This window comes from Paenibacillus qinlingensis (genome assembly GCF_013204845.1).
GTDB classification, from domain to species: Bacteria; Bacillota; Bacilli; order Paenibacillales; family NBRC-103111; genus Paenibacillus_E; species Paenibacillus_E qinlingensis.
In genome coordinates this window covers 82862-101898 of record NZ_JABMKY010000018.1, presented here as the reverse complement: position 1 = coordinate 101898, position 19037 = coordinate 82862, and the positions used below count along the sequence as shown (strand labels likewise).

The 19037-nt window shown below is 48.4% G+C and carries 11 protein-coding genes; 2 read left to right on the top strand and 9 right to left on the bottom strand.

The window, feature by feature from the left end; translation table 11 throughout:
• Window positions 1-24: 24 nt before the first annotated feature.
• From HQN88_RS26485 to acpS, 7 genes are all read right to left on the bottom strand, one after another.
• A complete protein-coding gene (locus tag HQN88_RS26485; protein WP_173118190.1) occupies window positions 25-1041 on the bottom strand; it encodes a M14 family zinc carboxypeptidase in 1017 nt (338 codons plus the stop codon).
• A gap of 34 nt (window positions 1042-1075) precedes the next feature.
• The gene (locus HQN88_RS26480; RefSeq protein ID WP_173118188.1) at window positions 1076-1942 is read right to left on the bottom strand and encodes a carbohydrate ABC transporter permease; all 867 of its coding nucleotides are present in this window, start codon (window positions 1940-1942) and stop codon (window positions 1076-1078) included.
• Window positions 1943-1956: 14 nt separating this feature from the next.
• Complete coding sequence (locus HQN88_RS26475; RefSeq protein ID WP_246302860.1) at window positions 1957-2865, bottom strand: ABC transporter permease; 909 nt, start codon at window positions 2863-2865, stop codon at window positions 1957-1959.
• A gap of 87 nt (window positions 2866-2952) precedes the next feature.
• Window positions 2953-4488, bottom strand: a complete 1536-nt coding sequence (locus HQN88_RS26470) for an extracellular solute-binding protein (RefSeq protein WP_173118186.1) — start codon at window positions 4486-4488, stop codon at window positions 2953-2955.
• Between the two features lie 274 nt (window positions 4489-4762).
• Window positions 4763-6970 (bottom strand): helix-turn-helix domain-containing protein, encoded by a 2208-nt coding sequence (locus HQN88_RS26465; protein ID WP_173118184.1) that lies wholly within the window; start codon window positions 6968-6970, stop codon window positions 4763-4765.
• Window positions 6971-7148: 178 nt separating this feature from the next.
• Window positions 7149-12851, bottom strand: coding sequence for a DUF4962 domain-containing protein (locus tag HQN88_RS26460; RefSeq protein WP_173118182.1), 5703 nt, complete (start codon window positions 12849-12851; stop codon window positions 7149-7151).
• Window positions 12852-13110: 259 nt separating this feature from the next.
• Entirely contained in the window at window positions 13111-13497 is a 387-nt protein-coding gene (gene acpS, locus HQN88_RS26455) for a holo-ACP synthase (protein WP_173118180.1), read from the bottom strand.
• A gap of 200 nt (window positions 13498-13697) precedes the next feature.
• Here acpS and HQN88_RS26450 point away from each other — a divergent pair, with 200 nt between their 5' ends.
• On the top strand, window positions 13698-14675 hold the full coding sequence (locus HQN88_RS26450; RefSeq protein ID WP_173118178.1) for an aldo/keto reductase: 978 nt from the start codon (window positions 13698-13700) through the stop codon (window positions 14673-14675).
• 366 nt (window positions 14676-15041) lie between these two features.
• Window positions 15042-15374, top strand: a complete 333-nt coding sequence (locus HQN88_RS37380; protein ID WP_216855834.1) for a hypothetical protein — start codon at window positions 15042-15044, stop codon at window positions 15372-15374.
• Between the two features lie 95 nt (window positions 15375-15469).
• On the opposite strand, the gene HQN88_RS26440 is transcribed toward HQN88_RS37380, so the two are convergent.
• The gene (locus tag HQN88_RS26440) at window positions 15470-17032 is read right to left on the bottom strand and encodes a response regulator transcription factor (protein WP_173118176.1); all 1563 of its coding nucleotides are present in this window, start codon (window positions 17030-17032) and stop codon (window positions 15470-15472) included.
• Entirely contained in the window at window positions 17010-18923 is a 1914-nt protein-coding gene (locus HQN88_RS26435; protein WP_246320471.1) for a cache domain-containing sensor histidine kinase, read from the bottom strand. The genes HQN88_RS26440 and HQN88_RS26435 overlap by 23 nt, the downstream gene beginning before the upstream one ends.
• Window positions 18924-19037 lie beyond the last annotated feature (114 nt).

Sequence of the window (19037 nt, the reverse complement as noted above, 5' to 3'; positions counted from 1 at the left end):
GCCAATTAAGAATATGATATATGCCTAATTGGCATGCATAAACCGGAACGCTTGTTCAAATAGCACGAAGTGGCTATCCAATATCTCATCAGCCGTCAACTTCGTTCCAGGTGCAGCAAGCCCCATGTTGGATTCGAATGTCAGGCTCATCCCTCCACATACGTGATGGATGGCCGATGTCAGGTTAAACGGTGGGGAAGAAATGGTTCCTGCATCTGGCGCAAGCTGATTGGTAAGGGCAAAGGGAAGTCCCTTCTTTGCATAGGCATCGGCAAGCTGCAGATTGAAGGCTTGCTGCTTTTGCAAGACGTATTGCGGGAGAAAATAGATCGGATACAGATGAATCTCGCTATTCGCACCTCCATGAAACTGAACCGTGAAATCTGGAGCCTCCACGTCCGCAACACCCAGCAATGCGCTCGTCTCGCGCGCCATCGGGGCAAAGAAATTGTCGTGCATCAGATTGACGCCGTCATCATTAAAATAGGAGCCGAGGTAATCCGAAGCGTCCTTAATCGGATGAACGGCTTTGCAGTCTGGCCATGAACAGAGCGTTCCGTCTTTCCAAGTTCCTTGCATATAATAGACGAACTTCTCATAAGGCACATCGATCAACGTATCGATCGGCAGCCTGGCTCGCCCGTCCGGGTTCATACAGGGGATGAGAAGAAGTCTAAATTGACTGGCACGCTCACGAATATAATCATTTCGCTTCCCTCGATAGTCCTCCCCTGTTTCGAGCAGCCGAATAAGGTTCATGACGGCGACGATGCCTTCCAGCTCACCGCCATGGACGCCTCCGACGAAAAGCAGAACAGGTTTGGATTCCTTCCCCTTACGTGCATAATGCTCTGGATTTCCCGCGCCGCAAGCCGAACTGTAGTTCGCCTTCCGACCGAAGTCATCCTTCTCCCCGTATTCGACAACATAAATCTCCCTTCCACCTGCAGAGGTGGCAAGCACCCTCGGCTTCCCCAGCCTCACCTGCCCTATGGCGTCTTCGATTTCTGCCAAACTACTCTTCCAAAATGTTGCAACCATCCGTTGCCCCCCTTCCTTCATTGCGCTTAAAAATTTATCCTTTTACCGACCCAACCAGCACACCCTGGGTAAAATGCTTTTGAATAAACGGATAGACCAGTAATATTGGCAGTGTACTTACAAGAATGACTGTATATTTTAAAGACTCCAGCACGATTGTCGCCTCTCCGACCGCAGAGCTTACCGTCACATCGCCAACTTGACCTATCAGCACGATGTTTCGAACAATGACCTGGAGCGGGAACAGATCGGGATTCCGCAAGTAGATAAGTGCAGAGAAGAAATTCCCCCATATGCCCACAGCGTAGAAGAGTGCGATGGTCAAAAGGACTGGCTTCGACAAGGGAAGAACAATCCTTAGCAGGATACCAAGGTCTGATAATCCATCGATTTTGCCGGATTCCTCGAGTTCGCGTGGAATACCTTGGAAAAACGTACGCATGACGATCAAATACCAAGAGGATACGAGCCCAGGCAGCACCATCGCCCAAATGGTATCGAGCAAGCCATAGCTGCGCATCGTGAGATACGTCGGAATCAAACCGCCGGTGAACAACATGGTGAATACGACGAGCAACATGAGTGTTTTTCCGAATACGAGACCCTTTCTTGACAAGGCATATGCACCTATCATCGTAAATACCAACGATAACGTCGTTCCGAGCACTACGTAAATAAGCGTGTTTTTATATCCGATCAGGATGCGTTTATCTTGCAGTACGGATCTATAGGCATCGAAATTAATGCCTTTTGGCCACAGTGTAATTTCATTGCGAATGACGTAATCCGATGCACTCATGGAAACGGCTGCCATATGAATGAAGGGAAACAGCATCGAGCACACGAGTATTCCCATCAGAAGAACGTTAACCCAGTCAAAGTAACGAATTCGCTTATGCATATGTTCATTCCCCCCTACCATAAGCTGGTTTCTCCCAGTCTACGGCTAATCTGATTGCTCGTATAAACGAGCAGGAAGCCGATGACCCCCATGAATAAGTCGATGGCCGTGGCATAACTGAAGCTCCCTTGAAGCACCCCCACGCGGTATACATAAGTCGATATGACGTCCGATGTGTCATATGTAGCGGGATTGGACAGCAGGAATACTTTCTCAAAACCGATTTCTAACACATGGCCAATTTGCAATATGAACATAATCACAATTGTCGGCGCAATACCGGGCAATGTGACGTTCCACGTTTGTTTCCATCTGCTTGCCCCATCCATTTTGGCCGCCTCATACAGCTGTGGATCAATGGTTGTTAAGGCAGCGAGAAAAAGAATAGAGCCCCAGCCGACCTGTTGCCAAATCTCCGAACTGACGTAGATCGTGCGGAACCATTCCGCCTTTTGCAAAAAATTGATGGCCGGCAGTCCCATTGCTTGCAACGCATGGTTGATCCATCCCGTGCTCGGTGACAGCATCAACACGATCATACTCGAAACGACCACCCCGGATAGGAAATGCGGCAGGTAGCTGACCGTCTGTACAAACCGTTTATATATCGAGCTTCGAAGCTCGTTCATCAGCAGCGCGAGAATAATAGGTGCGGGGAAACCGAACAAGAGCTTGAACGCTCCAAGGAGAATCGTATTCTTGATAATGACTAATGCATCCCTGTTATCGAGGAACAACTTATAATACTTCAATCCGACCCACGGGCTTCCTGTAATGCCTTTGAACACGTTATAATCCATGAAAGAGACGACGATCCCGAACATCGGAACGTATCGGAACATGATGTAATAAACCAATACCGGCGTAAAAAGCAATATAAAGGTTCGATCGCGCTTCAACTGCCTAAAGATGGATAGTTTCAATCCCTTTCCTCCTCCCGAGAAAATCAAAGGGCCCAGCCTCTACTCATCGGATGCGTGGCCCTTTCGATTTCGATTCTTCTGCTCTATCTATTTTTTCACTTTGACCCGATCAAATGCCTTTTGGTAAGCATCCAACATCTTCTGCAAACCAAGCTTATTCATCTCGCTAGTGAAGGTATCCCATTGCGTCAACGGCGTTTCGCCCAAAATGAATTTGGCGATAGACGTTTCATAATATTTGTTTATTTGCTCTTCGGTTGTCATAATTGCGCTTTTTTCATCTGAGGTCAAGGCTGGCAGGACGTTGGTGACCGGGAATTGATACTTCGCCGCCTCTGCGTAGGAGTATTTTTCATTTTCATTGCTCATCGACGTGACAGCACTGTAATCGAATTGACCGTAAGTGCCCGCCGTCATAATACCCGTTTCTTTGCGGAGTTCGTTAGCCTCTTTGATGGTTGGGGTTATTTTTCTTTTACCATTATCGACCGTATAAGACTCCCCTTCTTTCCCCCAGCTGAGAACGTCCGTCCCTTCCTTGGAGTACGTAAAATCAAGATAGCGGAGAACCGCGTCTAGGTTTTTGGTTTTGGACGAAACAGAAAATCCGAGCGTTTCATAGTTCCCTCTTGGGAGGTACGGTTTGCCCCCGGCTCCGATTGGCGGTGCCATGAATTTCAAATGCTCCCCGTTCTTAAACTGTGTATTCATTGTTTCGATCTGTCCGATAAATTGAACCGTCATAAATGACTTATTCGTCGTGATGAACTGCGTCCAAGCCTTGTAGTCCATCGTAAGCCAATCCGGTGGTATGAGACCTTCCTTATGGAATTTATTTAAGTATTCGATCATTTTCTTGAAGTTCGGATCAGTCGCCCCATACTTGATCTTACCGCTAGCCTGGTCTTCATAAATTCCTGGATACACGCCGAATGCCGGCCCAAACGTATTGAGCGTACCCAAACCGTGACGGAAGACAAATGGATAGCTGTCCGGATAAACCTGTTTCAGCTTCTTCGCCGTATCGTACAGTTCATCCCACGTTTTAGGTTCCTGGAGTGAATTCTTCTGTAGAATATCATTCCGATAAAACCAAACCATCTGGTTGCCCGCACCTGCGCCGTCGTTAATTAACTGATACATTTCTCCCCCAGGCGACGTCATCCTTTGGGCGACATCGGGATGAGCGGCCAAGAACGTCTTGACGTTCGGCATCTTGTCCAGATGCTTGGACAAATCAAGGAATGCCCCCTGTGGTCCATACTTCTGCGCATCGCCCACATAAAGCGCGAACACGTCGGGCATATCACCTGATGCAATCGCAAGTGCCAGCGATTCCGGTCCCGTCTGCGTCTCCTGCTTGACCGTAATATTCGTTTTTTCTTTTACCCATTTCCATATAGGCCAATCCGGCTTGGCAGGCCAGCCAGGAGAGAGCTCCGTCAACATACGGAAACTTCCCGCTTCAAGTGGTTTGGTCGTAGCTGTACTTGCTGATGCGCTCGGCTTGGGCGAAGAAGATGAACCATTCGTTTCGTTGCCATTGCTAGAACAACCTGTGATTAAAGCGGATGTAAGGATGACTGTTATTGCATAGTACTTACCGTTACTGTTTCGTCTCAATTCAAATACACCGTCCCTTTTTCAATTCTTAATATGGATATGCCCCAACAATACAAGATAATGAATGCGCTCTCATTTACCTGAACTTATCCGACAACGCTATCATAGGACATCCAAGATAACTGGTAAATGAACGGTTCTCATTCGTCTGCAATTACTTTTCGGTTTTCCAAAAATAATATCAGTTTAATAAAAACGTTTATATTCCGCGCGAAGCCACGCTTGATCAAAAAGAAAACGGATCTCGCCATCCTCGTATGGCAGATCCGTTTTCTTAGGAAGACATCTCGTTCCTCTTCCGATACTCGCTTGGCGTGACGCCCGTATATTTCTTGAACATGCGGTTGAACGATGCAACGTTCTGGTATCCAACAGCTTTCGACACAGCATGAATCTTCATCTGGTTATCGGCTAAGAGCACCGTCGCTTTATCGATGCGGGTTTCATTAATATAATCAACGATGTTCTTACCCGTCTTCGCCTTGAAATACGTCGATAAATAGCTACTGCTCATCTTTAATTTATCTGCGAGTACGTCGAGGTAAATCTCCTCTGCCAAATGCTCATTGATGTAATCAATAGCCATTGACGTAATAGGATACTTCTCTTGCTTCTTCTCATGAACCGCATCAGCCGTCTGTGTCACCCATTCGAGCATTAGGCGTTCCAATTCCGGTACTGTGGAACAGCGCTGAATGCGTTCAACCGCTTTGCTGAGAATCGACTCCAACCTGTCTGGATCGAGATGATTCGGAAGCATCGTGTTCCGGATTTTGCCGATCATCGAATCGGCAAACCGCATCATAGCTGCGGCAGGCAGTTCCTTGCCTTTCCATTTGCCAAACACTCGTTCCATAAGTTCAAGCAGCTGTGAAGTGTTACCTTCCTTCAAATGGATCGCGAAAGCTTTGTCTTGATCCGCCGAGAACCCGATTGCTACTTGTGTGATACGTTTTTGAATGATTTGCGACTCGTTGCTAAGCAGGCGTTCTCCTACCAGCTCCTGTGCTTCTGCGTACGCTTTTGTCAATTGAGCCAAATCCGAGTAAACCGGCGTAAGCGCCATGGTCACAAGCGCATGCTCCTTGTCGTGATTGAACACGTCTTTGATTTGGACGAGCAGTTCAAGCACTTCAGCTGATTGTTCGCTGTATACGAGGCTCAAAATTTGATTGCGCTCAATTTGAAAGGTAAGCGAATCAGCGAATGCAGGCTTGATCTGGCTTTCTATATATATTTTGCAATAGTACAGCCAGTTCTGGAGTAAAGCGGCTTGCACGTTGTCCACATCGCTCATTTCGTGAATTTGAAAAAGGATGAGCACAAACGGCTTGTTGACGAATTCCTGCTTCAACGTGTCGGGATTCTGATTTCGAATCGCCTTTACTCGGTTGATGAACGAAAATTGCTTCAAGATCAGTTGATTATCCTGAATATTATCGCTAATAATATTAAACTCCTTGATACTCGAACGGAACGGCACATTGTCATTCATTTGGCGAATCGAATCGATCACTTTCTTCAACGGGTTGTTGATGCGTGCCGCGAACAAGAACGAGAAAAGGACACTCAGCGTGATCGCAGTCACAATCATGACGACAAGCGTCACATTCAACCGCGTTTGATTGGCAATCTGGTCGACGGGAACGCGGTCAACATACGTAAATCCGGTGCCATCTCCCACTGTCTGGAAGTGATATTTCTCATCTTGAATGAAAGCGTTCCCTTTTTTCTGCCAATCCTTGAAATCGTTGAATGACTCCTCATTGACGCTCTTAAATATCGTGATACCGGCGCTGTCGTATATCATAAAATCGTTAATCCCTTGATGGAAAGCCTTGTACATTTTGGCGGCATCGAGAAAGACAACCATGTAGAAATCCAAGTTTTCCTGATTCTTAATTACGATAGGTATGAATTTGCCCAACAGTTGCGGACGATCCCGGAACATATAATTGCTTATATTGACGGCTGGTAAAACCCGACTCGAATCTGACTCCGTAAATTGCTGCCTCCAAAATTCAATCGGATACTCGTTGCTTCGGTAAAACACGTTGAACATCAGATCGGCGTTCGTGCTCGTGCTTTTCTCCAGAACAAGCTCATCACGCTTCGAATAAAACAGTATATTATCGATAAAGAGATAGGGATTGGTTGTCCAGGTTGTAATGCTTTTCTGAATGAGGGATAAATTGACGTAGTTCGTTTTTTTGGCCATGAGCTGTACTTCTTCACTGAAAAAAAACAGCACCATCTGCTTGCGGATCAGATCCAAATGCTTTTCGTAGCTGTCCCTGGCATTGCTCAGCATAAGCGTATTGTATTTGACGACTTCCTGTCTGACGTTCTCTTTGGAAATGGAGATGGCATAGAACGTGAGTGAAACGAGGATGATAACGATGCATAGAAATCCGGCAATTAGCCGTATAAAAAGAGAATGAGATATGTTTCTGATGAAAAGGATCGGGTGAATATTGTTCATAACCTCCCCCTCCCTTTTCTCATAAATGTCGTTGTTTTAATAGTTCATGGTATTAATTTATCTTAACAAATCGGATGATTCGTGTAAATTGCCTTCCTAAATTCTTCCAATAATTGAGCTGTCCCCGAATAAGAAAGACTTCGGGGACAGCCCTGACATCCTGAATTATCCATTCATGCTAATTGTACAAGGACAAGTAATCTATCAAGAATGTGCTCGTATATCGGTTCGTACTGAATCGGAAGGTATCGATTCCCGTTGTGGTAGCGTTATTGTAGAACGGAATTCCGCTGATCTGATAGACACCGAGCGTTCGATCCATCGTGCCGGGAGCGTCGACTGTTCCAGCATAGCTTTTGAAAGCGTCAGCTTGGAACATAATATCATACGTTTTCGCAACCGTATCGAGATCTATGCGGAGTGTGAGCCACTGGTCGCGTGGTACGACGAATCCGAGGGACTTTGGAATTTTAAATGCCGTAAGGGTGCCGTTGACAACCTTCCAATAGCCGAATGTACCGTCTGAGAAACTGTTGAACCGCACAACATCTGTCCCAGCGCCTCGCAGTTTGATCTCGAAGTTGCCGACGTCGTGATTCAACCGGCTGAACATGAACTTGGTTTCGAATGATACCTTTCCGCTCAACATTGAATTCGTTCTCGTGATAACCGGACTCTCCGTATAGTCGTCGTTCGTCGGGGCGTAACTATCCGTCACCTGCAGCACATTGCCGCTTGCATTCGGCGCAGGCACGATCGCTACCGCTGTTCCGCCAGTTGTCGACACGGTCCAGTTGCCTCCTGTCGTCATGTTGCCTGCCGTTCGGTCGTCGAAAGACTCATAGTACTCACCGTTACTACTTGCGGCAGGCAACGTCACCGTCAAAGTCGGGCCATCGGCCGATTCGTTGCCCTTGGCATCCTTCGCTCTAACCTGGAACGTATAGGTCCCTCCCGGCTGCAGCCCTGTGGCATCGCCATAAGTACTGCTGCTCACCGTCCCCGTATTCACGAAAGACGATTGAGTTGCATCCTTACGGTAGATCGAGTACAAGGCAACACCGGACTCATCTGTTGCGGGCTCCCATGCCAGTTTGGCTGCGCTTGGGAACAAATGCACCGCCTGGATATCACTCGATCCCGTCCAGGAAGGAGGCGTCCTATCGACCGTGGTTTCGTACAACGACACATAGTCTAACAAGAATTTGCTCGTATACCGATTCGTGCTGAACCGGAAGGTGTCGATTTCCGTCGCAGTTGCGTTATTGTAGAACGGAATTCCGCTGATCTGATAGACGCCAAGCATTCGATCCATCGTGCCGGGAGCGTCCACCACGCCAACGTAGTATTTGAAAGCATCGGCTTGCATCGTGATGTCATACGTTTTGGTGATGGTATCGAGATCGATGCGGAGCGTGAGCCACTGATCGCGAGGCACAGTGAAAGCGGAGGACTTCGGAATTTTGAAGGCCGTGAGTGTGCCGTTGACCACCTTCCAATAACCAAATGTACCGTCCGAGAAACTATTGAATCGCACAACATCTGTTCCAGAGCCGCGCAGTTTGATCTCGAAGTTGCCGATGTCGTGATTCAAGCGGTTAAACATGAATTTCGTTTCGAATGTCACCTTTCCTCTTAGCGCCGTATTCGTTCTGGTGATAACCGGGCCCTCCGTATAGTCGTCGTCCGTCGGAGCGTAACTATCCGTCACCTGCAGCGCATTCCCGCTTGCATTCGGCGTCGGCACGATCGCTGCCGTTGTTCCGCCGACTGTCGTCACCGTCCAGTTGCCGGCTGTCACCATACTGCCTGTCGTCCGCTCGTCGAACGACTCATAGTACTCGCTGCTAGCCGCAGGCAGCGTTACGGTCAAGCTCGGGCCACCAGCCGATGCGTTGCCGTTGGCATCCGTGGCCTGCACTTGGAACGTATAGGTGCCTCCCGCCTGCAGGTTGGTCACATCGTAACCATATGTGCTACCTGTCACCGTCCCTGCTATTACGAAAGAAGATTGGGTAGCGTCCTTACGATAGATCGAATAAGAAGCAACCATTCCCGAGTTATCCGTTGCGGAGTCCCATTCCAGTCTTGCTGCGCCTGGGAACAAATGCACGTCCCGGACGGCGCTCGATCCCCCCCATGAAGGAGCCGTAGAATCCTGAGTCGTAACGGTCACAGCTACGGCTTCTGGAGAACGATTATCGCTCGTATCCACGGCTCTGGCGGTAATCACGTATGTCTTCCCAGCACTAAGTCCTGTAATCGTCGCTGAGAGTGTACCGCTCGGAACGGCCATTTTCTGCACGCCGTTCACATACAACGCGTATTCCTTCACCGCGACATTGTCGGTCGAAGCGGACCAACTGACCGTTGCGGAAGTCTCCGTGTGAGAAACTAACTGCGGATTGCCAGGCACTGTTGGCAGCTCCTCGTCATCCTTCTCCTCGATCAGGCCAATCCAGTCCAAGTTCATTGCGCCGCCAGCACTCCACATCGTAATGTCGATCGGGCCTGCCGGCAGTTGCTGCCCCGTTTGGATCCGCAGTCCTTTCCAGGCTTCGGGGACCGTCCCCCAATCGACGGTTGTCGGCGCCTCGACATAATAAGGTTGGTTACCGATCATAATCTGTCGACCTGTAAGTGTGCCCGTTGGCAAATCCCAACCTGCTACGTACTTCAGAACGAGATCGTATTTGCCTGCTTTCGGGACTGTGAACGTCCACTTCGCCCACTGCCCTTTCTGATCCCAGTTTCCTAAGCCTACCCCACCGGATAAGAACGGCCGGGTCGAATATTTCGTAAAACCTTTGCCGCCCGAAGAGGTAAAGGCTTCGGCCTCCTGCCATATGAGGCTCAGGTTCGAACGCACCTCATCCGGATTGTTCCATAGCACCGTATTCGTCAGATTGTCGTTTCCTACCCGCTTCAGCTTCAGCGTCCCTGTTGAGCCACGCATAATGACGTTTGCGTTCTCTTCGAGATACAAGCTGTGCAGCCGCCCATGCTTCTCGAACAACAAACCGGAAGGCGCTTCTATGACCTCATAGAGCCCTGCTTCATTGATCAATTTCCCCCAAGCAACGGACTGTCCTTCCATATCACTGTGCGCTTGCAGCGTCACCGTGTTCGCAGCACCGTCGATGACCGTCTGCAGCGTTACGTTGGCAAGCGCTTGCGGCACAGGTGCATTGTTCAACTTGAAGGCGCGTTGCCCCTTCTCTACATGAACGGTTAGCCTGGTTCCATCCGTATCCCATTGCACCCCGTGCATACCCATGCCTTCAGCGATAGAGCCGCCTCGTGGAATGTCCGTTCCACTTCCCCCCTCACGCAAACGGGCGATGCCAGGCGCGTTGATAGAGAATTGCGAATCCGACGGACTCGATACCGACAAGCGGTCACCGCCGTACACGATCGTGGTGGGGAGATCGCTTTCGATTAACGTAACGCCGTTCTTGACGACTTTTGTCCCGTCGACAAGCATCACAGTACTGCCTTTCAGAGCGACAGCCGTTCCCTCGAATTGCATGCTTCCCGTATCAATTTCTCCGCTTGCTACCATACGGATATAAACAATCGAACCGTCTGCGAAAGTCAGCTTCATGTAACTGCCGTGGTCTTCCGATACGACGTTCTGAGGCGTCGAATTCCTCTTATAAGCTTCCATGGTAGCAACAAATGTCGTAGCATTCATCTTTGGCGTAATGAATGCCGCATGCATTTGCTGCTCGGAAGCGTACTTCCCACCAGGTTGCAGATCGGTTCCGTTGATGCCAATAAACCGATCCTCGTTTTCCGTGCGCAGATTTGAAGGAGACTGGAAACGAACTTTGAGTCCTGCTTCTCCCTTCAAGATCGTCGCACCGGCATGATCGGCATCTAGCTCAAGATTATCCTCAGCATGCAGTCTCCATTCGAATTCGTTGCCCGCCGGATTCGCGGACTGCAGCTTATCAATGACGACGAACATGTTCGGCCTGACATAAATCACCTGCCGCCCCGCCTTGGTCAAGACTCCCGGATAGGCCGCCGATGCATCGCCGCTGGCGGCATCAAAATCGGGATGCGTAACAAAACCGTATATGCGTCCATCTGCCTCAATATTACCGATAGGCTGCCCTTGTTTCCCATCGTACGTAATGGCGTTTGAAGATAAGGTTTGCTTCGCATAATTTAAATCATGATTGCTGCCGTAGTAATCGTAATAACCGCTCTCAATGGCAAGCGACTCGCCGAAGGCGTTAAGAACAAAGCTGTTCTGATCGGCATGACTATGATTGAAGCTGCCATATGGGCTCGATTTGAAGTAGAAGGAGACGCGATCCGGATCATACAGCTTGGAATGCATCGCAACTAATCCGACATCCTGAAACCATCTGGCATCCGGCAAGTTCACAGGCGGCATGGCAGCCAGACTGCTGTCGCCATAGAAGTAATTGTTCAACTGACTATCCGGTCCTGTACCAATCGCTTCAGCTGCCCATTTGAGCCGTGGATCGCCATTCATCTGAGAAAGGCGGTTGTACATGGTAACGCTTGGTTTACCTGGTGAAAACTCGCTATCGTCCCCGAATATCCCCTTAGGGCTGCCATTTGGAAAAGCATAGAGAGGATACATGCCTTCATTCCGGGTATATCCTTTGTCGTATAAGTTGATACCGGTAGAAGCAAGAAGAACATCCATGAACTCTTGACCGATAAAGGCTGACCACTGCCAATATCCTGTCCCTTGCGCCCATCCGCCATCTTCGCCTCCCCAAGGCGGCATAATATTGATATAAGCTGGGACGATCTGACGGTACCATTGTTCGGCATCTGCGACATCGTGAAGCATCGCAGTCGCGATAATTCCAATGTAGCCAAAGGCAGACCACCCGTGCGAGTCATAAGGATTCTTTTGTATAGGATGTGCAATAACAACATCGTTCACCATCGTCGTCGTACGGGTGGTTACCATAGCTTGAACCTGCTGTTTCTCCGTTGGAGAAAGCAGTGGGTATAACCAGTCGTAAGCGATGGCAGCGTTCAGTGCAATAGAGCGATGCACCTGATCTTGAATGACATAACTCGTTGCTCCGCTTGGGTTCCAAGAAGCGATATTGAGAAGCCGATCCTTGGCCTTCTGTCCAAATTGCGGGGAACCCGTAATTAAATAGATAAAAGCGGTATCCATCATTTGCGTTAGAGGGCCATCGGTGTAGGTCTTCAGCACACTCTGCGCAGCAACGAAATCACTATCGCGAGGATGTGAGGCCGGATAAGGGAACGTCGGTTCAGCAGGGAGCGGGTTATTCAGATTGGCCGTCACCGAAGCCAACTTCGTCTCGTAGACCGACTTCCCTACCGTCTGTGAAAGGCTGCGAAAATCTGCAAGTGTCTCCGAGGTTGTCCATATACGCGGATGCTGAGCGGGTAAATTAGCCATAATCTGATCGATTGATGGCACGGCGAACGGAACGTTTTGCTCCTCAATGCGGAACTTTCGAACGTCGCTCCATACCGACCAGCCATCGGCTGGTTTATGGAACCTTACCCGCCAGTACCAGGTCCCGGCATCGAAAACGTGAGGAAAGTTGTAAAAATTATCCGATAACGTCGAATTCTCATAGACAACATCCGATACCGTCGCGCTGCGGCTAACCTGCAAATCATAACCGTCCGCTCCCGGAATCGCCGGCCATTTGAAATCAGGTGGATTCTGCGTCGTCACAAGCGAATCTGCCGGCCCGAACGGCATGTTGAGGCCGGTTAACACCGACGAGGGCCATGTCGTTGCCGCTTCAGCCACACGAGAACCCAAAAGCCCAACATTAATCAGGCTTGCAACCATTACGAATATCATGCCTATTGCCAAACTTCTAGCTTTCATCCATCCGCTCAACTTTCGATCATCCCTTCCATCATTTTGGCATAGAAAATCTCAGGCCGATTCTCAATAATATTGAAATCGCTTTCAATAATCCCCCCCTTTCTCACTACTACAATACTAGCCAGCACCAAGCTGGGCGTATATGAACAAAGCTCCACGCGTTCAACTTTTTTTGCTATCTTCAAAAAAAAATACCAACTTTCATAAAAGAGGCAAAGAAAACCTTGGTACAACAAAGAAACCTGAGTCGATTCTCAGGTTTCTTCGCGTCTTATAATTGCTCCACAATGGCATAGGCAGATGCCATCGATCCTGTATGCGTGATGCTGATATGGATACGATAACTGCTGGGAAGGCCCGCTCGCAGCAAAGCCGCATCTTTCACGGTGCAAACTGGTTTACCCAGCGTATCCGGCAGCACTTCTAGATCTTGAAAACCAATCTGCTTGCCAATTCCGCAGCCGATCGCTTTCACAATCGCTTCCTTCGCTGCAAATCGGCCCGATACAAATTCCGCGAGTCTTCCACGGCGCTTCTGCGCCAAATCCCGCTCCGCAGGTGTTAAAATCCGCTCCATAAATCGATCGCCTGAAGAGCTCTCCAGCATTTTGCCTATCCGCTCGATTTCAATTAAATCCGTTCCGACCCCAATGATCATTGTTAGCCGATCCTCTCTTCTTCCAGAACTAGCCGTTTGCGTACAATTTAACTGATTACTCGTATAAGGTCAAGTGTGAAGACAAGCACAAGGGTCATTGCTTACGTTGAGGTAAGTAAGTAACAGTATTTTCAGCTCTTATGCCAATCTTTCTCAGGCGTTATACTAGGCTTAGAAATTATAGCTAGGAGGCCATCATAGTGAAAATCATGCCACTGGAAAGACGCGGTATTTCGAATAGCCGAATCGTGTTCGGATGTATGGGATTAGGCGGAGATTGGGCCGGCAATCCATTAACGAAGGAAGATTACATCACCGCCGAAAAAGCTGTAGAAGCTGCATTATCAATTGGAATTACGATGTTCGATCATGCTGACATTTATAAAAGAGGGAACTCTGAGACCGTTTTCGGTCAGGTTCTCAAAAATAGACCTGATTTGCGCGACCAAATCATTTTGCAATCGAAATGCGGGATACGCTTCCAAGATGATCAGTATCCACAGCGTTTTGATTTTAGCAAAAATCATATCCTAAGCTCCGTCGATGGGATTCTCGGTCGTCTTGGCGTTGAGCACATTGATATCCTGCTGCTTCACCGTCCAGATCCGCTCATGGAGCCTGAAGAAATCGCAGAAGCTTTTAATACGCTGCGCTCATCGGGGAAAGTTCGCCACTTCGGCGTGTCCAACATGACCTCCGCGCAAATGCGCTTTATTCAAAACTCACTGCCAGAGCCACTAGTCGTGAACCAATTAGAGCTGAGTTTGGCACGTTTAGACTGGATCGAGCAAGGCATTCTGGTAAACCAGAAGGTAGGATCCAGCGTTAATTTCGCCGATGGCATCCTTGAATATTGCCAAATGAACGATGTGCAAATTCAGGCATGGGGCCCACTTGCCAAAGGTAAGTTCTCCGGCAGCGATATTGAAGATGCGCCTGACACGGTCAAGAAAACGGCCGCGCTTGTTCAGAAGCTAGCGACTGAGAAAGAAACAACGCCAGAAGCCATCGTACTTGGCTGGCTCATGAAGCATCCGGCACGTATTCAGCCGGTCATCGGCACTTCCTCCGCTAAGCGTATCGTCGCTTGTGAAGATGCAGTTCGCATCGCGGACACCATGACGCGCGAAGAGTGGTACGCGCTGCTCGAAAGCTCCCGCGGCTTGCGCATGCCGTAGTCCAGATGGCTACTCACCAGGAGAGAGAGGGAACGAGAGGACACTATTATCGAGGAAATGAGCCTAATGGACGTCGAAGGGAACGTGAGTGTCTTATTTGACCGAAAATCGGCAAATATGATGAAAATCGAACAAATAGAGCATCTACGTTCCCCTCGGAGTAAATTTCGGTCAATTTCGGCCAAATAGCGCATCTACGATCCCTCCAGCACTTCCCCTGGCCCCAATTTTTTGGGGGAGGGGGGTTGGGCTTGGCTGGCTTGGTTGGGCTTGGTTGGCTTAGTTGGCTTAGTTGAATTGGTTGGGCTTAGTTGGCTTGGCTTGGTTGGGCTTGGTTTGGTTGGTTGAATTGGTTGGCTTGTTGGCTTGGTTGGGCTTGATTGGGCTTGGTTGAATTGGTTGGGTTGGGTTGGGTTGGGTTGGGTTGGGTTGGGTTGGGTTGGGTTGGGTTGGGTTGGGTTGGGTTGGCTTGGCTTGGGTTGGGTTGGGTTGGCTTGGTTGGGCTTAGTTGGCTTAGTTGGCTTGCTTGGGCTTGCTTGGGCTTGCTTGGGCTTGCTTGGGCTTGCTTGGGCTTGCTTGGGCTTGCTTGGGCTTGCTTGGGCTTGCTTGGGCTTGCTTGGGCTTGCTTGGGCTTGGCTGGGTTCGCATTGGGCTTTGATTCGGGTTAGTGTGGAGTTGGGATTAATCGGACTGACTTAAGTTCGTGTCCCCTTGCTCAGTTGCTTGGCTAGTTTCCTAACAAATAAGGCCGTCCTGAAGTAGTTTAATCTACTTCAAGACGGCCTCTCTTACGTTCAGCTGATCACTTCTCGCAATTCCCGATATTCCTGTGGGCTAACGCCCTCCATCTCTTTGAACACGCGGCTAAAATGTTTCACATTCTCGAAGCCAGCCCGCTCGCTGATTTCGTAAACCTTGAAGTCTGTCGTTGCAAGCAGCTCGCGTGCACGCTCAATACGCAGTCTTTTCAGATAATGAACGAAGCTTTCGCCCGTATACTCCTTGAAGGCCTGACTGAAATAGGAGTAATTGAAGGACACATGATTCGAAACCATGGCCATATTCAAATCTTTATCAAAGTTCTCCTGTATGTATTGTGTGGCTTTCTTCATCTCTTTGTGGTCGATATGGAACGTCTTCATTGTACGCACATACGCATTGAGTCGATCCAACAGACCCTCGACACTATGAAAATAATCGGAGAAATAATAAAAATTCGAGATATCCCCAACCTTTTTGAACAGCCGCAGGATCTCCACAGACTCTCCGCCATACACATGAAATACTTTATCAAAAACAAGCTCATTCAAAGCTTTGCTCACTGCCTCTACATATGCGATATCGAACTGAGCAACGGTTTTCATGTCCAGTATTTCCAATAGCAGCGCGGACATTTCCTTATTCCGGTCCGTACCGAGCATATTCGCAATTCTTTGGATCGTAGCAATAGGCACAGTGAAGTCCTTATTTTTGTGACAAATAGTATCATAACTAACACTGCCTGGGCCCGACTGCAAGAACGTATACTTCAACGCCTCTAGAGCTTCCGTATACGCAGGCTGCAATCGCTCCGCTCCACGGGTGTAGTCGCTTACCCCCATGCTGTACATGAAATATCCCGCCCCAGTAATCCGCTCCGTCAAATACGCAAACAATTCACTCTGCTCAGTGATGAGCACTAGCTGGTTTTCTTTATCCAGCACGATTGCATGACGCTCACGGCAGTGGTCTGGCACTTGGGCAAGCTCATCCTGGATACGAACGAGAAATTCGGAATGCTTCATCCCCGGTATCGTTCCCCGATAGTGAAGTACGCCGAGTTGAAACCCTGCCTCCACCCAAGCCATATCAATCTGCCCCAGCTTGCTCCGCATGGTCTCCCCATCCAAATGGGAATGCCTCAGCAGATAGCTCAACTGGCTCTCCTTGAAAGCTTCCTTCTGCTGCAAGGAACTGCTCAATTGCTCGGAGATTTGCTCTTTCAGCTTCAGATCATTGTCCAAACGAACTAGAGCGCTAAACAGCTCATCCCGAATAATCGGCTTCAAGAGATATTCCTTCACCTCACAGCGAATCGCTTCCTTCGCATAAGGGAAGTCATCGTGTCCGCTTAAAATAATAACCGCAGGCTTCAGAACCATTTCCTGTATACGATTAATCAGCGTAATTCCATCCATTACAGGCATACGTATATCCGTAATGACAATGTCTACCGTGGCACTCTGCAAGCGTTGCAGAGCTTCTTCGCCATCCCCAGCAAACTCGAACGTATAGGCTTCCGGAAATTCACGGGCAATCATGGCTTTCAAGCCGAGTCGGATATTTTTCTCATCGTCAACGATAAGTATGTTTCTCATTCGTAGACATTCCTCCAGATAATATCAAATAGGGCAGCTTCATGAATACTTTGGTATACGTCCCCTCCGTACTCTCGACCCAAATCCCATACTCGTTCCCGTAGTACATTTTGATTCGTTGCGTCACATTGCGCATTCCGATGCCATTGCCTTCCTGCTCACGCTCAGGCCTATTTCCATATTTGTTATGAAAATAAGCGTCCTCCATATGCATCTTCTCATGAAGCTCCTCTAGCTGATGCGCTGACATGCCTGCGCCGTTATCGCCAACCTCGATGAGCATCCCATCCACATTCTGGCTCGCACGTATCCAGATCGTGACACCTTCGCGTCTAGCCCTGTCGATATTCATGCCGTGCTTTACTGCATTCTCTACAAGGGGTTGCAACGACATTTTCAACACTTCCTGATCGAGATAACTGCTAGGGATATCCAGTTTCAGCTCTAATTTATCATCATAGCGGATGTTCATAATGGCAATATAGTTCTGGATATGCTGGATTTCATGGCGCAGTTGAACCTGATCACTGGACCACTTGAGGCTGTACCGCATCATCGCGCCAAGCGACGTCAACGCATTCGAAATCGTATATTGCGCTTCGACTTCGGCCATCATTTTCAAATTTTCCAACGTGTTGTAGAGGAAATGGGCATCGATCTGATTCTTCAGCGAACTCAGTTCCGCCTCTTTCGTCGCCGCTTGCTTGTTCACAGCCTCCACGATGAGCTCATTCATCTTCTTCATCATTTGCCGGAAATGGTGGGCAAGCTCGCCTACTTCTCCGCCAGCATCCATATCAATTTGCACGTTGAGATCGCCTCTACGCACCTTTTTCATGGAGTCTCGTAAGATATGCAATTTTTTCAGAATTAACCCTTGTAAGAAATACGTAATCGCTGACAGGAGCGCAATTAACACAACCGCTGCAGCGATAAATAGATTGCGGGTATGATGGATTTGCGTCACGGGTTCTTTTAAAGACACCACATTTAACAAATAAGCATCCAGATTCTCGATGGCCGTCGCTAAGATCAGGTACGGCGTATCCCCGATGTTTACTGTGAAATTAGAACCCTCCGGATGGGAGTTGGCGTTCCACGCTTGGCGCAGCTGCTCCATGTTCATGCTTTTAAAAAACGCATCGCCATTCCCCGTGAACATCCCACCATGTCGATCCATCACGAGCATATGTGACTGACCATCCTGAATCGAACTAAACAGCTTCTGAAAAAACTTTTCCATCAGCATATCAACCTCAAGAATGGCAACGCGTGTGTCCTTGGGATAATAAATTTCTTTCAACAAGGATACATACGTCCAGCTAGCTTCATTATCCGTGTTGTACCGATTCATAATATCTTTCTCATTCTGCAAAATTTCCCAACGAGCCTCGCCCTTACGCGCAAGCACGTCCTTGTACCAGGATCGATCGGCAATTCGACTCTCTTTTAAAAAAATGGGCCAAATCTCTTCCGTATTCGGATTATCTGTAAACAAGCGCACATTGGCGATATTCGGGTTGTTAAACAGGAGGCGCTGCAAATTTGAAAACGTATTCATATTAAAATCAACGAGTTCAGACACTTCAAGCTCATGAGCGCTATGCAGATATTGAATAACCTCTCTGTCTGTGATCGAAAACTGAGCGGCACGCCCCATCGCCTCAATATTGTTGAGAATACTCGCCTTCTCGCTCTCTAACGCGTATTGATTATTATTCACGGTGTCTTGAATCGTATTTTGGTAAAACTCATTAAATAAATACCAAGAAATCAATATAATGGGAATCAAAATGATGATGATATAAGCACCGATTAGTTTCGTTTGAATCGAAACCCGGTTCGTTATCTGCGTAATCCGCATTCTCCCTTTGCCCAGCATGAATCCCATGGTCTCATATCCCGTCTTTCTATTCGGTAGTTCTCTTATTCTAAACTAAAATACACCGCATGAGGGAACTATTTGCAGCGAAAAACCCGAAAACCCGATAGATTCGGGTTCTCA

What these genes read in the sequence shown, in the direction of transcription:
- HQN88_RS26485 (WP_173118190.1), bottom strand. Translation starts at nt 1,041, where the DNA reads ATGGTTGCAACATTTTGGAAGAGTAGTTTGGCAGAAATCGAAGACGCC.
- HQN88_RS26480 (WP_173118188.1), bottom strand. Translation starts at nt 1,942, where the DNA reads ATGCATAAGCGAATTCGTTACTTTGACTGGGTTAACGTTCTTCTGATG.
- HQN88_RS26465 (WP_173118184.1), bottom strand. Translation starts at nt 6,970, where the DNA reads ATGAACAATATTCACCCGATCCTTTTCATCAGAAACATATCTCATTCT.
- acpS (WP_173118180.1), bottom strand. Translation starts at nt 13,497, where the DNA reads ATGATCATTGGGGTCGGAACGGATTTAATTGAAATCGAGCGGATAGGC.
- HQN88_RS26440 (WP_173118176.1), bottom strand. Translation starts at nt 17,032, where the DNA reads ATGAGAAACATACTTATCGTTGACGATGAGAAAAATATCCGACTCGGC.
- HQN88_RS26435 (WP_246320471.1), bottom strand. Translation starts at nt 18,923, where the DNA reads ATGGGATTCATGCTGGGCAAAGGGAGAATGCGGATTACGCAGATAACG.